The following is a 17,540-nucleotide window of genomic DNA, read 5'->3' as shown; positions in this document are numbered from 1 at the left end:
GACATGGAATTTTTAAACGCCTTTTCCCATCTTGATTGGGCCCAGGTCCTGCACCTGACCTGGCAGCACATCACCCTGGTCGGCATCGCGGTGATCCTCGCGATTTTTATCGGCGTGCCGCTGGGCATCCTGATGACACGTTTCCCGACCCTGGCCGGCCCGTTGCAGGCCAGCGCGACGGTGCTGCTGACCGTGCCGTCCATCGCCCTGTTTGGCCTGCTGCTGCCGTTCTACTCCACGTTCGGTCAGGGCCTGGGGCCGATGCCGGCGATCACCGCCGTGTTCCTCTATTCCCTGCTGCCGATCATGCGTAACACCTACCTGGCCCTGACCGGCGTCGAGCCCGGCATACGCGAAGCCGCCAGAGGCATCGGCATGACCTTCGGCCAGCGCCTGCGCATGGTCGAGCTGCCGATCGCCGTGCCGGTGATCCTCGCCGGTGTGCGCACCGCCGTGGTGATGAATATCGGTGTGATGACCATCGCCGCCACCATCGGCGCCGGTGGCCTGGGTGTACTTATTCTGGCTTCCATCAGCCGCAGCGATATGTCGATGCTGATCGTCGGCGCCGTGCTGGTCAGTCTCCTGGCCATCTTCGCCGACCTGCTTCTGCAGTGGTTGCAACGCTCGCTGACTCCAAAAGGATTACTCAAATGATCGAACTTCAAAACCTGTCCAAGACTTTTCAAAGCAACGGCAAAACCGTGACTGCCGTTAACGACGTAAGCCTGACCGTCAATGAAGGCGAAATTTGCGTGTTCCTCGGTCCCTCGGGCTGCGGCAAAAGCACCACGCTGAAAATGATCAACCGCCTGATCAAGCCCACCTCGGGCAAGATCCTGATCAACGGCGAAGACACCACTGACCTTGACGAAGTGACCCTGCGTCGCAACATCGGCTACGTCATCCAGCAGATCGGCCTGTTCCCCAACATGACCATCGAGGAGAACATCGTGGTCGTGCCCAAGCTGCTCGGCTGGGACAAGCAGAAATGCCACGACCGCGCCCGCGAGTTGATGAGCATGATCAAGCTGGAGCCCAAGCAGTACCTGCACCGCTACCCGCGTGAATTGTCGGGCGGGCAGCAACAGCGCATCGGTGTAATCCGCGCCCTGGCGGCGGATGCGCCCTTGCTGCTGATGGATGAGCCGTTCGGCGCGGTCGACCCGATCAACCGCGAAATGATCCAGAACGAGTTCTTCGAGATGCAACGCGCGCTGAACAAGACCGTGATCATGGTCAGCCACGACATCGATGAAGCGATCAAGCTGGGCGACAAGATTGCGATCTTCCGCGCCGGCAAGCTGTTGCAGATCGACCATCCGGACACCTTGCTGGCCCACCCGGCCGACGAGTTCGTCAGCAACTTCGTGGGCCAGGACAGCACCCTCAAGCGCCTGTTGCTGGTGAAGGCCGAAGACGCAGCCGACAACGCCCCCTCGGTGAGCCCGGAAACGCCGGTGGCCGAAGCGCTGGAGTTGATGGACGAGACGGACCGCCGTTATGTGGTGGTCACCTGCGCCGAGAACAAGGCGCTGGGTTATGTGCGCCGTCGCGACCTGCACCGCCAGGCCGGCACTTGCGGCCAGTACCTGCGCGAGTTCAATGCCACGGCGGCGTATGACGAGCATTTGCGCATCCTGCTGTCGCGCATGTACGAGTTCAACCGTTCGTGGTTGCCGGTGATGGATGCGGAGCGCGTGTTCCTGGGTGAAGTGACCCAGGAGTCGATTGCCGAGTACCTGAGCTCCGGTAAGTCGCGTGGGGGCAAGACCAGTATTGTTTCGCCTGCCGAAACCGCCCTCGCCTGATCTGAACTGACACGACGCCGTTCAAAATGTGGGAGGGGGCATGCCCCTCCCACTTGGGCCTCCCGTGTGTCAGCGAAATACCGTCGATTTGCCTCATCCGGGGAACATCAATCCGTCACACCGGTCGGTTACATAAGTAGCTGCACGCCATCGCGCGACGAACGCGTGCAGAAACGCGACATTTTTAGTTGATCCCACGCCCATCAAGCCCTAAAGTTCGCGCCGAACGTCCATGCTGGAAACGATCCATCCGGCTCAAGTACTGACGACGAGACAGCAAGGCCAAGGGAAGCGGTAACTCCCATGGCCTTTTTGCTTTCGGCGACATGCCTTGGGAAGTAGGCGAACCAAAGTGGGGATACGGAGGACGTTCAGTTGCACCCATTGATTAATACAGTTTGCCCTTAGGAGTTCCCAGCATGTCGATCAACGTCGAAGACTATTTCGCACGCGCCACTTTTGACAAAATGAAGGCGTTTGCCGACAAGCAAGAAACCCCGTTCGTGGTGATCGACACCGCGATGATCAGCCAGGCCTACGACGACCTGCGCGCCGGTTTCGAATTCGCCAAAGTGTATTACGCGGTCAAGGCCAACCCGGCCGTCGAAATCATCGACCTGCTCAAGGACAAAGGCTCGAGCTTCGACATCGCCTCGATCTATGAGCTGGACAAGGTCATGGACCGCGGCGTCAGCGCCGACCGTATCAGCTACGGCAACACCATCAAAAAATCCAAAGACATCCGCTACTTCTATGAGAAGGGCGTGCGCCTGTTCTCCACCGACTCCGAAGCCGACCTGCGCAACATCGCCAAGGCCGCGCCGGGTTCGAAAGTGTATGTGCGTATCCTCACCGAAGGCTCGACCACGGCTGACTGGCCGTTGTCGCGCAAATTCGGCTGCCAGACCGACATGGCCATGGACCTGCTGATCCTGGCCCGTGACCTGGGCCTGGTGCCTTACGGCATCTCCTTCCACGTCGGCTCGCAACAGCGCGACATCAGCGTGTGGGACGCGGCGATCGCCAAGGTCAAAGTGATTTTCGAACGCCTGAAGGAAGAAGACGGCATCCATCTCAAGCTGATCAACATGGGTGGCGGCTTCCCGGCCAACTACATCACCCGCACCAACAGCCTGGAAACCTACGCAGAAGAAATCATCCGCTTCCTCAAGGAAGACTTCGGCGACGACCTGCCGGAAATCATCCTGGAGCCGGGCCGTTCGCTGATCGCCAACGCCGGCATCCTGGTCAGTGAAGTGGTGCTGGTAGCGCGCAAATCGCGTACCGCCGTGGAACGTTGGGTGTACACGGATGTGGGCAAGTTCTCCGGCCTGATCGAAACCATGGACGAAGCCATCAAGTTCCCGATCTGGACCGAGAAGAAAGGCGAGATGGAAGAAGTGGTCATCGCCGGCCCCACCTGCGACAGCGCCGACATCATGTACGAAAACTACAAGTACGGCCTGCCGCTGAACCTGGCGATCGGTGATCGTCTGTACTGGCTGTCGACCGGTGCGTACACCACCAGCTACAGCGCGGTTGAGTTCAATGGCTTTCCACCGTTGAAGTCGTTTTATGTTTAACAGCAGCAGCAAGTTTTAAGCTGCAAGAAAAACCCATGACGTGTCATGGGTTTTTTTATGCCTCGGGAAGGCTGGCGGCGCGTTGTCGGTAGGCCTCGGCCATCGCGCGAATCGGCGGATCGTTGGCCGCCGCCAGCGCCTTGTGGGCCACCCGCAAAAACTTCAGATTGCCGCCGGCAAGCGCTTTGTGCAGCCACTCCAGCGCCGCCTCGACCTGGCCTCTATCCGCCAGCACCGCCGCATAACTGAACTGCCCACGGAAATCCCCGCCTTCGGCTGAGCGGCGATACCAGTCCACGGCGGCCTGCGGGTCCCTCGGGCAATACAGGCCGTCTTCCAGGTAGCGCCCCAGCAGGTTCATCGACTTGGCGTGGCCCTGCTCCGCCGCCAGACGATACAAGCGCAGTGCTTGCGGCTGGTCCTCAGCCACACCGCGACCGGTCGCCAGCAGGTTGGCGTAGTTGTACTGCGCCCAATCCAGCCCCGCCTCGGCGGCCAGACGGTATTGTTGCGCCGCCGCGACCGCATCGGCCGGGCAGCCCCAGCCATGTTCCAGGCAACGCGCGACCATATTGCGCGCCATCAGGTGACCGCCCTGCGCCGCGATGCGAAACCAGCGCAGCGCCAGCGCTTCATCACGGGCAATACCGCGTCCTTGCAGCAGGATTTGCCCGAGCAGGGCCTGGGCATCGACCACGCCCTCCTTCGCCGCGATCAGGATCGCCTGGGCGGCGCCCACCGGCGAGTCGTCAAGCATGCGCTGCAATTGTTCGACGTTGAGCACTTCTGCGCGGCGCAATAAAAACCCCATCTCAGACCTCCACCCAGCGACGCAACAGGTTGTGGTAGGTGCCGGTGAGCTGGATCAACGCCGGGTGGTCGGGTACGTCGGCGGTCAGTTGCCGGATCGCACCGTCCATCTCGAACAACAGGGTGCGCTGGCTGTCTTCGCGCACCAGGCTTTGGGTCCAGAAGAACGAGGCGTAGCGCGCGCCACGGGTTACGGCGTTGACTTTGTGCAGGCTCGAGCCTGGGTACAGCACCATGTCGCCGGCGGGCAACTTGACGCGCTGCAGGCCGAAGGTGTCCTGGATCTCCAATTCGCCGCCGTCGTATTCGTCGGGGTCGCTGAAGAACAGGGTGGATGACAGATCAGTGCGCACACGCTCGTGGCTGCCTTTGGGCTGGCGCACCGCGTTATCGATATGAAAGTCGAAACTGCCGCCAGCGGTATAGCAGTTGAGCAGCGGCGGGAAGACTTTGTGCGGTAACGCCGCCGACATAAACAGTGGGTTTTGCCACAGGCGCTCAAGCATCGCCGCGCCGATTTCCTTGGCCAACGGATGGCCTTCGGGCAATTGCAGGTTGTGTTTGGCCTTGGCGGACTGGTGCCCGGCAGTGATTTTACCGTCGGCCCAATCGGCGCTTTCCAGAGCCTGGCGGATGCGCTGCACTTCCTCGCGAGAGAACAGGCCGGGAATATGCAGCAACATGAGGCACTACCTGTCAGCGGAAAGGCGCCAATGGTATTGATTCTTATCCGCTGTGTAAAACGCAGGGACGAACGAGATCGCAAAAACCGTAAGGAAAAAGTGTAAAGAATGTAAATTCAATGCAATTAGCAATGTATCGCAATTGATATGGAGTCTTGTTCAACCTATATTCCGCGGCCTCACATCCTTGGGGAAAGGACACGTCATGTCGCGCACCACACTAAAAACAACCGCCGGTTCACCACGTCTGCTGGCCTCGGCCATCGGCGTTGCCCTCGGTGCCAGCTCTGCCGCCCACATGGCGCAAGCGGCCGAAGACACGGAACAAAAAGGCCAGCGCAACAGTATTTCCCTGGGTGCCACCAGCATCACCGGCGAAGCACAGGACGACACCTCCTACCAAGTCGAAAAAGCATCCTCGCAGAAATACACCGCGCCCCTGGTGGATACCCCTCGCTCGGTCACCGTAGTGCCACAGCAGGTACTCAAGGACACCGCCGCCACCTCGTTGCAGGATGCCTTGCGTACCGTACCGGGCATCACGTTTGGTGCCGGTGAAGGCGGCAACCCGCAGGGCGATCGCCCGTTTATCCGTGGTTTTGACGCCCAGGGCGACACCTACCTGGACGGCGTGCGCGACACCGGCGGCCAGAGCCGCGAGATCTTCGATATCGAGTCGATTGAAGTCAGCAAAGGCCCGAACTCTTCGTTCGGCGGTCGCGGTTCGGCCGGCGGCAGCCTCAACCTGGTGAGCAAGACCCCACAGGCGCGGGACTTCACCAACGGTGGTTTCACCTACGGCTCCGACCAGACCCGTCGCTACGTACTCGATGTGAACCGCCAGTTCCTCGACGACAGCGCCGCGTTCCGTCTCAACCTGATGACCCACGAGCAGAACGTGGCGGGCCGCGATGCGGTGAACTACGACCGCTGGGGCGTCGCCCCATCGCTGACCTTCGGCCTGGGCACCCCGACCCGCGTCAATCTCAGCTACTACCACATGGAAAGCAACGACCTGCCGGACTCGGGCATTCCCTACGGCTACGGCTCTTCGACCGCCACCGCCCACGTGCATGACAAACCCACCGACGGCGGCGACAGCAGCAACTTCTACGGCCTCAAGGACCGTGATTTTCGCAAGACCCGCGCCGATATCAGCACGGTCTCTGTCGAGCACGACCTGAACGACAACATGACCCTGAAAAACACCCTGCGCCACGGCAGCACCGGCCAGGACTACGTGCTCACCCAGCCGGATGACAGCAAGTTCAACGTCAACCGTTTCGGTACCGTGTGGCGCCGCGCCAACACCCGCGTGTCCACCACCACGACCACCACCAACCAGACCGACCTGTTCGGCAGCTTCCAGGCGCTGGGCTTCAAGCACAGCTACTCCACCGGCCTGGAATTTACCGGTGAAGAAACCCGCGTCAGCAGCTACACCGTCAGCCCGAACGCCAACCCGGTCTGCACCGTGGCCGGCGGTGGTCGCGGCGGCCAATGCACCTCGCTGAGCAACCCGAACCCGGACGACGCCTGGGCCGGCAGCACCGCGCGCAACTACCTGGGCACCAACACCAAGGCCACCAGCCGCGCTGCTTATGTGTTCGACACCATCGAACTCGACCCGAAATGGCTGCTCAACGTCGGCCTGCGCTACGACACCTTCGACACCGAAGCCAACACCAACGCGGTACCGACCGCCACCGTCAAAGCGCGCAGCAAAATCAAGGATGACAGCCAGTTCTTCAACTGGCAGGCCGGCCTGGTCTGGAAGCCGGTGGAGAACGCCAGCATCTATGCCTCCTACGCCACCTCGGCATCGCCAGCCGGCGGCCTGGTGGGTGAAGGCGCCGACGGAAACCCACTGTCGGCGGGCGCCGCATCGAGCGACCTGCAGCCCGAAGAAACCGTCAACTACGAGTTGGGCACCAAGTGGGACCTTTTCCACGATCGTCTGTCGCTGACCGCCGCGGTGTTTCGCACCGAGAAGAAAAACACGCGCATCCTGGTCGACGCGCTCACCTACCAGAATGCCGGTGAATCCCAGGTCGATGGCATCGAGTTGTCCGCCAGCGGCAAGCTCACCGATCACTGGCAAGTGTTCGCCGGCTACAGTTATCTGGACAGCGAGTTGGTCAAGGCCGGTCGTAACGGGCGCAACGGGGTAATCAGCGCCGGTTCCAACGAGGGCAACCAAATGCCCAACACGCCGAAGAACAGCTTCAGCCTGTGGACCACCTACGACGTCACCGCGAAGCTGACCGTCGGCGGCGGCGCGTTCTATGTCGACGACGTTTACGGTGATGTGGGCAACACCGTTTACGTGCCGTCGTACACCCGCTACGACGCCATGGCCAGCTACAAGCTGACCAAGAACGTCGACTTGCAACTGAACGTGCAAAACCTGACCGACAAGGTCTACTACGACAAGGCCTACGGCTCGCACTTCGCCAACCAGGCGGCTGGGCGTACGGCATTGTTGACCACCAGCTTCCACTTCTAAACCGCCGCGACACGCAGCAAACAGCCCCACGCATCGGATGCGCGGGGCTTTTTTATGTAAAACAGAATGTTTCTCGACAAGCCACGGCATAATGCGCGCCGTGCCCTACATACCCAGATAGACGAGGCGGTCAGACGTGTTGAAGAAAACCCTGTTCCAGTTGCACTGGTTCTTCGGCATCACTGCCGGGCTGGTGCTGGCCTTGATGGGGATCACCGGGGCGGCGGTCTCGTTTCAGGATGAACTACTGCGCGCGCTCAACCCCAGCGTACTGAGCGTAGAAAAACGCGAAGCCGGCGTGCTGCCACCCGCCGAACTGGTGCGCAAACTGGAAGCCACCGAAGGCAAAACCGTGGCCATGCTCTGGGTAGAACGCGACAGCGGCCTCGCCGCACGCGTGTCCTTCACCCCGCCGCCGGGCGAACGCCGGGGCCAGATGCGCTACTTCGACCCCTACACCGGCGACTATCGGGGTGATGTGGTCGGCCAGGACTTCTTCGGCTTTATCCTGCAATTGCACCGTTTCCTCGCCATGGGTGAAACCGGGCGGCAGATCACCGGCGCCTGCACCCTGATCCTGGTGTTCTTCTGCCTCTCCGGCCTGTACCTGCGCTGGCCGCGCCAGGTCGCGAACTGGCGTGCGTGGCTGACCCTGGACTGGCGCAAAAAGGGCCGCAGTTTCAATTGGGACCTGCACTCGGTATTCGGCACCTGGTGCCTGTTGGCCTATCTGCTGGCGGCGTTGACGGGCCTGTCCTGGTCCTACGACTGGTACAGCCAGGGCCTGACCAAGCTGCTGTCCGACGCCCCGCAAAACGAACGGGTGCGCACACGCGGCCCAGCCCCCGCCGGCCCGGCGCCGGTCGCCAATTACGAGGCGATCTGGAGCAGTATCTACAGCAACGCCGGCCCCGGCTTGAGCGCCTACAACATCCGTATGCCGGCAGTCGCCGGGCAGCCCGCCACGGTCTATTACCTGCTGCAAAACTCACCCCATGACCGCGCGCTGAACCAGATCAACCTGGACCCGGCCACCGGCGAGGTCAAATCCCACGATCAGTACGCCAACAAAAGCTTCAAGGCGCAGTTGCTGACCAGCCTTTACGCACTGCACACCGGCAGCTATTTCGGCCTGACCGGGCGCATTCTCCTCACCCTCAGCTCGATGCTGATGCCGTTGTTCTTTATCACCGGCTGGCTGCTGTACCTGGACCGTCGTCGCAAAAAGCGCCAGGTGCGCGATGCCCGCCAAGGCCTCGGCGCCAACCACAGCGATGCACCGGCCTGGCTGATCGGCTTTGCCAGCCAGAGCGGTTTTGCCGAACAGCTGGCCTGGCAGACCGCCGCGCAATTGCAGGCGGCCGGCCTGCCGGTGAAGGTGCAGCCGCTGGGTAGCGTCAGCCAGGATGACCTGTGCCAATCGCACCACGCACTGTTTGTGGTGAGCACCTTCGGCGACGGCGAAGCGCCCGACAGCGCCCGCGGTTTCGAACGCAGCGTGCTTGGGCAAGCCCTCTCCCTCAAGGGCCTGAACTACTCGGTGCTGGCCCTGGGTGATCGCCAGTACGAGCACTTCTGCGGCTTTGCCCGGCGCCTGCATTTCTGGTTGACCAACCAGGGCGGCAACCCGCTGTTCGCCCCGGTGGAAGTGGACAGCGGCGACACCGCCGCGCTGCTGCATTGGCAACAACAACTGGGGCAACTGACCGGCCACGCGCCCGCAACGGCATGGCCCACCGCGCAGTACGAACTCTGGACGCTCAGCCAGCGCCGCCTGCTCAACGCCAACAGCAGCGGCTCGGCGGTATACCTGCTGGGCCTCACCCCGCCCAAGCCGCACACCTGGCAAGCCGGTGACCTGGTGGAAGTGCTGCCGCGCAACTGCCCATCGGCCATCGAGCACTTCCTTGACGGCCTGGGCCTGGCGGGCAGCGACGATGTACTGATCGACGGGCTGGCGCAGCCTCTCAACCAGGCCCTGGCCAGCCGTCAACTGCCGGACAACCGCACCCATCTGGTCGGCCTGCACGCCCAGGCGCTGGTGGACGCGCTGGTGCCCCTGGGCATGCGTGAATATTCCATCGCCTCGATTGCCAGCGACGGCGTCCTGGAACTGATCGTGCGCCAGGAACGCCACCCCGACGGCAGCCTGGGCCTGGGTTCGGGTTGGCTCACCGAGTACGCGGCGGTCGGCTCGGGCATCAGCCTGCGCCTGCGGCGCAACAGTGGTTTCCATCTGCCGGATGCGCCGGTGCCGCTGATTCTGTTGGGCAACGGCACCGGCCTCGCCGGACTGCGCAGCCTGCTTAAGGCACGCATTGCCGATGGCCAGCAGCGCAACTGGTTGTTGTTCGGCGAACGCAATATCGCCCACGACTATCTGTGCCGGGATGAGCTGCAAAGCTGGCTGGCCAGCGGTGATCTGGCCTTGCTGGACCTGGCGTTCTCGCGGGATCAGGCAGAGAAGATCTACGTACAGGACCGACTGCGCGAATCGGCGGATGTCGTGCGCAAATGGCTGGCCGATGGCGCGGCGATTTATGTGTGCGGCAGTTTGCAGGGGATGGCGGCGGGCGTGGATCAGGCACTGCTGGATATCCTCGGACGTGAGGCGGTGGAACGCTTGATCGAGCAAGGCCGTTACCGTAGAGACGTGTACTGACGCGATCCAATGTGGGAGGGGGCTTGCTCCCTCCCACATTTGGATTGCATTTCAAGTCAGGTTGGTTGCAGCTTCTGTTGGAACACCGAGATCCCATCCAAGTCCCGCAATATCACGGTCAACTCCGCCGTCTGACCATCGATGTTCACCTCGCCAAAAAACTGAAACCCGGCAAATGGGGAGGTGTTTTGCGCCGGCGGTGCCTTCTCGAACACCACCTCCGGGCCAAAGGTTTTATCCAATGGATTGGGCCCGAAGCTCCCCGCATTCAGGGGCCCGGCGACAAACTCCCAGAACGGCTCGAAATCCTGGAACGCTGCGCGGTCCGGGTGATAGTGATGCGCTGCGCAGTAGTGCACATCCGCCGTCAGCCACAGGTGGTTACGCACCTGTTGCGCCCTTAAAAAGCCCAGCAGCTCGGCAATTTCCAGCTCGCGACCTTGCGCCGCGCCAGGGTCACCATTGGCAATGGCTTCCCAGCGTGGCACGCCGGGGCTGACTTCACCGTCGGGTACACCCAGGCCAATCGGCATATCCGCGGCAATTACCTTCCACTGCGCCGTGGAAGCCTTGAGTTCGCGCTTGAGCCAATCGAGTTGCTCGCGGCCCAGGAAGGGTTTGGCGCCGCCCAGGTTGTCATCGTTGCCACCGCGATAGCTGCGCATGTCGAGCACGAACACATCCAGCAACGGGCCGTAGCTGAGCTTGCGATAAATCCGCCCACCGCCGTCGGCGCTCTGCAGGCGCATCGGCGCATATTCGAGCCAGGCCTGACGCGCGCGCCCCACCAAGGTGTTGACGTCCTTGGTCTGGTAACGCTCATCGAGCTGCTTGCTTGGCGACCAGTTATTCACCACCTCGTGGTCGTCCCACTGCCAGATCTGCGGCACCTCGGCATTGAAGCGGCGCACGTTTTCATCCAGCAGGTTGTAGCGGTAATTACCGCGATATTCGTCAAGGGTTTGGGCGACCTTGCTCTTGGCTTCGGTGGTGATGTTGCGCCAGATGCGCCCGTCCTCGGTGGTCAGTTGCGTCGGTACCGGGCCGTCGGCGTAGATGGTGTCGCCGCTGTGGATAAAGAAGTCCGGCAGGCGCAGGCGCATGGCTTCGTAGATGCGCATGCCGCCGATGTCCGGGTTGATGCCGAAGCCCTGGCCGACGGTGTCGCCACTCCACACAAAGCGGATGTCGCGCCGCTGTTGCGGCACGCTGCGCAGGTGGCCAAACCAGGGCTCGCTGGCGATGCCCGTCTGGGCATCTTCGAAGTGCACGCGGTAGAAAATCGCCTGGTCGGCGGGCAGCCCGCTGAGTTCAACGCGGGCGGTAAAGTCGCTGCGGTTATCGGCCAGCGGCGAAACGAATCGACGCGGGTTGCTGAAGACACTGCGGGTGTCCCACTCCACCACCATGCGCGCCGGGCGGTCGCTGCGGCTCCAGATCATGGCGCGGTCGCCAAGCAGGTCGCCGGACTGCACACCGTCAGTGAGTTGCGGCCGGTCCTTGACCGACGCGATCACCGCAGGCGCCAGGCCCGGCAGCAAAAGACCGGCGCCGACGGCTTGCATCACGCGGCGACGGCCCAGATCGAAGTGGCTCATGCGGGTGCCCTCTTGAGAATCAAAAGGGCACTTAAACACGCAGGAATGAAGCGAATGTGACACTCACCCTGCGGTGAGCCGAGCTCCAATGTGGGAGCAAGCCCCCACATTATTGAAGGGTGTCAGGCCTTGGCGGTGGTGACTGCCAGCTCCACCGCTTCCGGGCGCTTGATCAACGCGTACACCACGCCGGTCAACAGGCTGCCGGCCATAATCGCCAGTAGGTACAACAGCGCATGGTTGATTGCATTCGGGATCACCAGGACGAACAATCCGCCATGGGGCGCCGCCAGCACACAGCCGAAGTACATCGACAAGGCGCCGGTCAATGCACCGCCGGCGATGCTGGCCGGGATCACGCGCAGCGGGTCTTTGGCGGCAAACGGAATCGCGCCCTCGGAGATAAAGCACAAACCAAGGATCATCGCGGCCTTGCCGGCTTCGCGCTCGGTCTGGGCAAATTTGCGCCGTGCCAGGAACGTGGCGATGCCCATACCGATTGGCGGCACCATGCCGGCGGCCATGGTCGCGGCCATCGGCGCGCCACTGGACGCCGCCAGTAACCCCACCGAAAACGCATACGCGGCCTTGTTGATCGGCCCACCCAGGTCCACACACATCATGCCGCCCAGCAAGATACCCAGCAGCACCGCGTTGGTGGTGCCCATCGTGCTGAGGAAGTCGGTCAGCCCGGTGAGCATGCGCGCCACCGGCGGCCCCACCAGATAGATCATCGCAAGGCCGGTGAACAGGCTCGCCAGCAACGGGATGATCAGGATCGGCTTGAGCGCCTCCATGCTCTGCGGCAAGCGCACGGCACGGCTGATCAGCTTGACGCTGTAGCCCGCCAGGAAACCCGCCAGGATCCCGCCGATAAACCCCGCGCCCAACGTGCCGGCCAACAGGCCGCCGATCATGCCGGGCGCAATGCCAGGACGGTCGGCAATCGAGTACGCGATATAACCCGCCAGCAGTGGCACCATCAACGTAAAGGCGCTGTTGCCGATGGTTTTCAACGCCGCCGCGAGAGTGCCTGGCTGTTCAAACGCGTGAATGCCGAACGCGAACGACAACGCGATCAACAACCCGCCCGCCACCACCATCGGCAACATGAACGACACCCCGGTGAGCAGGTGTTTGTACACGCCGGTTTTTTCCGGCTTGGCCACCGCGCCGCTGGCCGCGCTTTCAACGCTGCCTTCGGCCAGGGCCTTGTTGAGGGTCGCCTCGGATTGCTTGAGGGCAATGCCGGTGCCGCAACGGTAGATTTTCTTGCCGGCGAAGCGCTCGGTGGCGACTTCGATGTCGGCCGCGAGCAACACCACATCGGCATCGGCGATGGCCTGCGGGCTCAACGGCGTACGCGCCCCAACCGAGCCTTGGGTCTCGACCTGCAAGTCGTAACCAAGGCGCCTGGCCGTCTGCTGCAAAGCTTCGGCGGCCATGAAGGTGTGGGCGACGCCGGTCGGGCAGGCCGTGATCGCCACGATCCGCGGGGCACTCTTCGGCGCAACGGGGGCTAGGCTGGCGACAAATACCTGGGCTTCTTCAGCACCGCGACGCAGCACCGCTTCGACATCCGCCAACGCCTGCGCCGGGGTGCTCTGGAATACGCGCTTGCCGACAAACCGCTGCATATCCACTGGTGTGCTGCTGACCAGCAACACCCATTCGGCGCCGTCGATCGTGGCCTGGGACAACGCGCGCTCCGGGTGCTGCGTATCCACCACTTCGACGCTGGTGCTCCAACCCTGGCGTTGCGCGGCGGCGTCCAACAAGCGGGCGCACAGCACACTGGTGACCATGCCGTTGGGGCAGGCAGTAACAATGGCTAACTTCATCACAAACCCTCTTATTGTTCTGTCAGCGGGCGTACAACAACGCCGCTTTCGAGACGCGCCAAGTGCGCGTCATCGCTGATGCCGAAACCGATCTGCGTCACCGCCATCGCGGCAATCGCGGTGGCACGGCGCAGCGTTTGCTCGGGCGTGTCGCCGCTGAGCAGACCATGCAGCATGCCGGCCAGCAGCGAGTCGCCGGCGCCCACGGTGCTGGCCACCGTCACCCGTGGCGGCGTGGCATGCAGCGTCGCACCCGAGCTGTACCAGGTCACGCCTGCGGCACCGTCGGAAACCACCACGTGCTCCACACCCTGTTGACGCAGTTGGCTGACGGCATCGGTGGCGTTGTCCAGCGCCTCGGCCAGTTCTTCGGTATTGGGCTTGACCATCCAGGGGCCTGCCTTCAAACCGGCGCGCAGCGCTTCGCCGCTGGTGTCCAACACGACTTTCAATCCGAGGTTTTTGAGGTGCTCCAACATGCCCTGAAACCACTGCGGGCTGACGCCGCGCGGCAAGCTGCCGGCCACCACCACCACATCGAAGTCGAGGCCGACGGTTGCGATCCTGTTGAGCAGGTCTTGTTGCGCCTGCTCACTCACCAGCGGCCCCGGCGCATTGATATCGGTAACCCGGCCATCCTGTTCGGCAATCTTGATATTGCTGCGGGTTTCGCCCGGTACACGAATGAACACGTCGCCAAACCCACGGCCGGCGATCAGCGCCTCGAACGCCTGGGGGTTTGCGCTGCCGAGAAACCCGCCGACGCTTACGTGATGCCCCAGGTCGGCCAGCACTTGGGCGACATTCACGCCCTTGCCGGCGGCATGGGTCAGCAGGGTTTCGCTGCGGTTGACTGCACCGGGCGCCAGGCGCGGCAAACGCACCGTCAGGTCCAACGCCGGGTTCAGCGTCAGGGTTAGAATCCTTGCCATTTACACGGCCTCCACTAGGGCACGCACTTCGGCAGGGGAACCCACCGCCAGTGCTTGTTGCGCCAGGCGCTGGGCCTCGCTCAGACTGAATTCACGCACCCGCGCTTTCACTTCGGGAATGCTGCGGGCCGACACGCTCAACTCATCCACGCCCAGGCCGACCAGCACCGGCACCGCCAGCGGGTCCGCCGCCAGCTCGCCGCACACGCCGACCCATTTGCCATGGGCATGGGCCGCGCGCACGGTGATGTCGATCAGTTGCAACACCGCCGGGTGCAGGCCATCGGCCTGGGCCGACAAGGTCGGGTGGCCACGGTCGATGGCCAGGGTGTATTGGGTCAGGTCGTTGGTGCCGACGCTGAAAAAGTCGACCTCCTTGGCCAGCACCGGCGCCAACAACGCGGCGGAGGGCACTTCGATCATGATGCCCAATTGCAGATCCGCCACCGGAATATCCAGGCGCAGGCGTTCGGTCATGTCGCGGGCCGCGCGCCATTCATCCACGCTGCCGACCATGGGGAACATGATGCGCAACGGGCGGCTGTCGGCGGAACGCAGCAATGCGCGCAACTGCGCTTCCATGATCTGCGGGCGCTGCAGGGTCAGGCGAATACCGCGCACACCGAGAAAGGGGTTTTCTTCCTCGGCAATCGGCCAGTAAGGCAACGGCTTGTCACCGCCCACATCGAGGGTACGCACCACCAGCGGGCGCCCGCCGAGGCCATCGAGCACGCGGCGGTATTCGGCTTCCTGGGTGGCTTCGTCCGGGGCTTGGGGGTGCGCCATGAAAATCAGTTCGGTACGCAGCAAACCGATGCCTTCGGCGCCCTGCTCCACCGCGCTGGCCACCCCGGCGCTTTCGCCGATGTTGGCGAACACTTCCACGGCATGACCATCGCGGGTCAGGGCCGGTTCGTGGCGCTGGGCCGCAGCGGCTTGCAGGCGTTGTTCGCGGGTGTCGCGTTCAACGGTGGCGCGTTGCAGGGTCGCGGCGTCGGCGTCCACATGCAGGCGGCCGCGCTGACCATCGAGCAACAGCGGCGTGCCGGCGGCCAACAACAACACGCCGGGGCCGGCGCCCACCAACGCGGGAATGCCGAGGGCGCGCGCGACGATGGCACTGTGCGCCGTGGCGCCGCCACGGGCGGTGAGGATGCCGGCGACGCGAGTCGGGTCCAGGCGCGCAACATCGGAGGGGCCGACTTCGTCCATCACCAGGATGTAAGGCTCACTCGGCTCCTGGGCGCCTTCGACGCCGCACAATTGCGCCAATACACGCCGGCCGATGTCGCGCAGGTCGGCGGCGCGCTCGGCGAGCAAGGCGTCCTGCAATGCCTCCTGCTGCTTGGCGGCGGCTTCGATCACGCTCATCCACGCGGCTTCGGCGCTCTCGCCCTGCTTGAGGCGCGTGTCGACTTCGTCGGTCAGTTCGGGGTCGTCGAGCATTTCCTGGTGAGTGATGAAAATCTCACGGATCGCCTTGGACGGGTTACGTTCGATCAAGCCCTGGATATCCCGGCGCACGTCCGCCAGGGCGGCTTGCAGGCGCTGACGCTCAACGGCCGAGGTTTCGCCGCGCAGCGGGTAGTCGAAGACTTGCTGGACCTGGATATGCGCAGGGCCGATGGCAATGCCCGGCGCGGCGGCAATTGCCTGCACCTGGCTGCCGGCCGGCGGCGCGCTGACTGCCGGCTCGATATCGAGCACTTCGGGCTGGGCGCTCACCGTCGGCAACGCCTCGACCTCTTCGCCGAGGCCCTCTTGCACCGCCGCCAACAGCGCGGGCAGGGCATCACCGGCAATGCTCGGCTCGGCGACAAATTCCAGCACCTGGCCGCGACGCGCGCCGAGGCTGAGCAGCTTGCTCAGGCTTTTCACCGACACGGCGCCTACCGGACCATCGACGATGCGCACACGCAGGTCGCCGTCAAAACTCTTGGCCAGTTGCGCGAGGATCTTCGCCGGGCGTGCATGCAGGCCGTGGGCGTTGGCCAGGGTGATGCGGGCGCTCGGCCAGTCAGGCGGCAGTTCGCCGCCCAATACTTCCAGCACCGCGCGACTGCTGGTAGCGCGCCCCAACTCTTGGCCGCGGCCTTCAATCAACAAGGCGCACAGGCGCTCCAGCAAGGCCTGGTGCGCTTCGCCAAGGCTGGCCAGGCAGAACAGACCGTTGAGCGGCTGGCCGAGGTAACGCATGGGCTTGTCCGGTGTGACAAACGCCAGGCCCGGACGCTTGACCGTCTGCTCACTGTGCAGCCACCACAGGCCATCGCCCAGTGGCAGTGCATCGACCTGCTGCAGCACCGCGGCAAAGCCATTGCTCACGCAATCGGCCTGGCGCAACAGGCGCGCACCTCGCCACACCAGCTCTTCGAAGTCGTCGGCGGACACGCCGAGGCTGATCATCTGCGCATCCAGCGCCAGTTCCTGCGGCGCGCCTTGCAACAGTTTCAGCAAGGCTTCGGCGCTCGCGGCACGGCGCAGCGCCTGGCCCAGGTCGGTTTCGCCGAGGGCACGGGTAAGCAGTTGCAGCAGGCGCAGGTGTTCATCCGATTGGGCGGCAATACCAATCGCCAGGTAGACGATCTGGCCGTCGCCCCAGTCCACCCCTTCGGGGAACTGCAGCAGGCGCACGCCGGTAAGAAAAACCTGGTCGCGGGTTTCGGGAGTGCCGTGGGGGATGGCAATACCTTGGCCGAGAAAAGTCGAGCCTTGGGCTTCACGGGCCTGCAAACCGCTGAGATAACCCTCGACGACCAGGCCATCGGCCACCAGTTTGTCTGCGAGCAGGTGCAAGGCAGCAGATTTATCCACAGCCACTTGGCCCATGGATATCTGCTCTACAGTGAGCTCAAGCATGCCGTTCTCCTAGTTAGTGCAAAGGGTGCACTAGGTATTGTTTTGAATAAAACAGTGTAAAGGTGTTCAGTGATAGCTGACTGAGTAGTCAATTGGCAGTAGTTACTCAGTAGCGAACGTCTTAAAAATACGCTGGCTGAAACGTTTAATCTAGAATTTATGGCAGATTACGCGTTTATTGCGCATCCTTGAAGAACCACTCGGCGTTTGAGCGCGGACATGGGCGGCAGGCTGGAATCGGTTACGATTGGACAA

11 protein-coding genes are annotated in these 17,540 nt (G+C 63.0%); 5 read left to right on the top strand and 6 right to left on the bottom strand.

What is annotated here, in order from left to right; all coding sequences use genetic code 11:
* Window positions 1-3 precede the first annotated feature (3 nt).
* From KSS96_RS04895 to KSS96_RS04885, 3 genes are all read left to right on the top strand, one after another.
* Window positions 4-657, top strand: coding sequence for an ABC transporter permease (locus KSS96_RS04895; protein WP_017530140.1), 654 nt, complete (start codon window positions 4-6; stop codon window positions 655-657).
* Window positions 654-1,811 carry an osmoprotectant ABC transporter ATP-binding protein OsmV gene (locus KSS96_RS04890; protein WP_017530141.1) on the top strand — a complete coding sequence of 386 codons (1,158 nt, stop codon included), beginning with the start codon at window positions 654-656 and terminating at the stop codon, window positions 1,809-1,811. The genes KSS96_RS04895 and KSS96_RS04890 overlap by 4 nt, the downstream gene beginning before the upstream one ends.
* A gap of 419 nt (window positions 1,812-2,230) precedes the next feature.
* A complete protein-coding gene (locus tag KSS96_RS04885; protein ID WP_014716890.1) occupies window positions 2,231-3,394 on the top strand; it encodes a type III PLP-dependent enzyme in 1,164 nt (387 codons plus the stop codon).
* A gap of 55 nt (window positions 3,395-3,449) precedes the next feature.
* On the opposite strand, the gene KSS96_RS04880 is transcribed toward KSS96_RS04885, so the two are convergent.
* Both KSS96_RS04880 and KSS96_RS04875 read right to left on the bottom strand, forming a co-directional pair.
* Window positions 3,450-4,205 (bottom strand): tetratricopeptide repeat protein, encoded by a 756-nt coding sequence (locus KSS96_RS04880; protein ID WP_068938061.1) that lies wholly within the window; start codon window positions 4,203-4,205, stop codon window positions 3,450-3,452.
* A 1-nt stretch (window position 4,206) separates the two neighbouring features.
* The gene (locus tag KSS96_RS04875) at window positions 4,207-4,887 is read right to left on the bottom strand and encodes a Fe2+-dependent dioxygenase (protein WP_017530143.1); all 681 of its coding nucleotides are present in this window, start codon (window positions 4,885-4,887) and stop codon (window positions 4,207-4,209) included.
* Window positions 4,888-5,092: 205 nt separating this feature from the next.
* Between KSS96_RS04875 and KSS96_RS04870 the strand changes: the two genes are divergently transcribed.
* Window positions 5,093-7,393, top strand: a complete 2,301-nt coding sequence (locus KSS96_RS04870; protein ID WP_065877304.1) for a TonB-dependent receptor — start codon at window positions 5,093-5,095, stop codon at window positions 7,391-7,393.
* A 136-nt stretch (window positions 7,394-7,529) separates the two neighbouring features.
* A complete protein-coding gene (locus KSS96_RS04865; RefSeq protein ID WP_065877305.1) occupies window positions 7,530-10,055 on the top strand; it encodes a PepSY domain-containing protein in 2,526 nt (841 codons plus the stop codon).
* Between the two features lie 56 nt (window positions 10,056-10,111).
* Here KSS96_RS04865 and KSS96_RS04860 read toward each other — a convergent pair whose 3' ends face one another.
* From KSS96_RS04860 to ptsP, 4 genes are all read right to left on the bottom strand, one after another.
* The gene (locus KSS96_RS04860) at window positions 10,112-11,653 is read right to left on the bottom strand and encodes an alkaline phosphatase D family protein (protein WP_135196375.1); all 1,542 of its coding nucleotides are present in this window, start codon (window positions 11,651-11,653) and stop codon (window positions 10,112-10,114) included.
* A gap of 122 nt (window positions 11,654-11,775) precedes the next feature.
* Window positions 11,776-13,494, bottom strand: coding sequence for a PTS fructose-like transporter subunit IIB (locus KSS96_RS04855; protein WP_135196374.1), 1,719 nt, complete (start codon window positions 13,492-13,494; stop codon window positions 11,776-11,778).
* 11 nt (window positions 13,495-13,505) lie between these two features.
* Window positions 13,506-14,426, bottom strand: a complete 921-nt coding sequence (gene pfkB / locus KSS96_RS04850) for a 1-phosphofructokinase (protein WP_217855778.1) — start codon at window positions 14,424-14,426, stop codon at window positions 13,506-13,508.
* Window positions 14,427-17,285, bottom strand: coding sequence for a phosphoenolpyruvate--protein phosphotransferase (ptsP, locus tag KSS96_RS04845; protein ID WP_217855776.1), 2,859 nt, complete (start codon window positions 17,283-17,285; stop codon window positions 14,427-14,429). It abuts the gene before it with no gap.
* Window positions 17,286-17,540 lie beyond the last annotated feature (255 nt).

The organism is Pseudomonas asgharzadehiana (genome assembly GCF_019139815.1).
GTDB lineage: Bacteria > Pseudomonadota > Gammaproteobacteria > Pseudomonadales > Pseudomonadaceae > Aquipseudomonas > Aquipseudomonas asgharzadehiana.
Note: the sequence above shows the minus strand (reverse complement) of the source record. Positions and strands in the feature narration are given on the sequence as shown.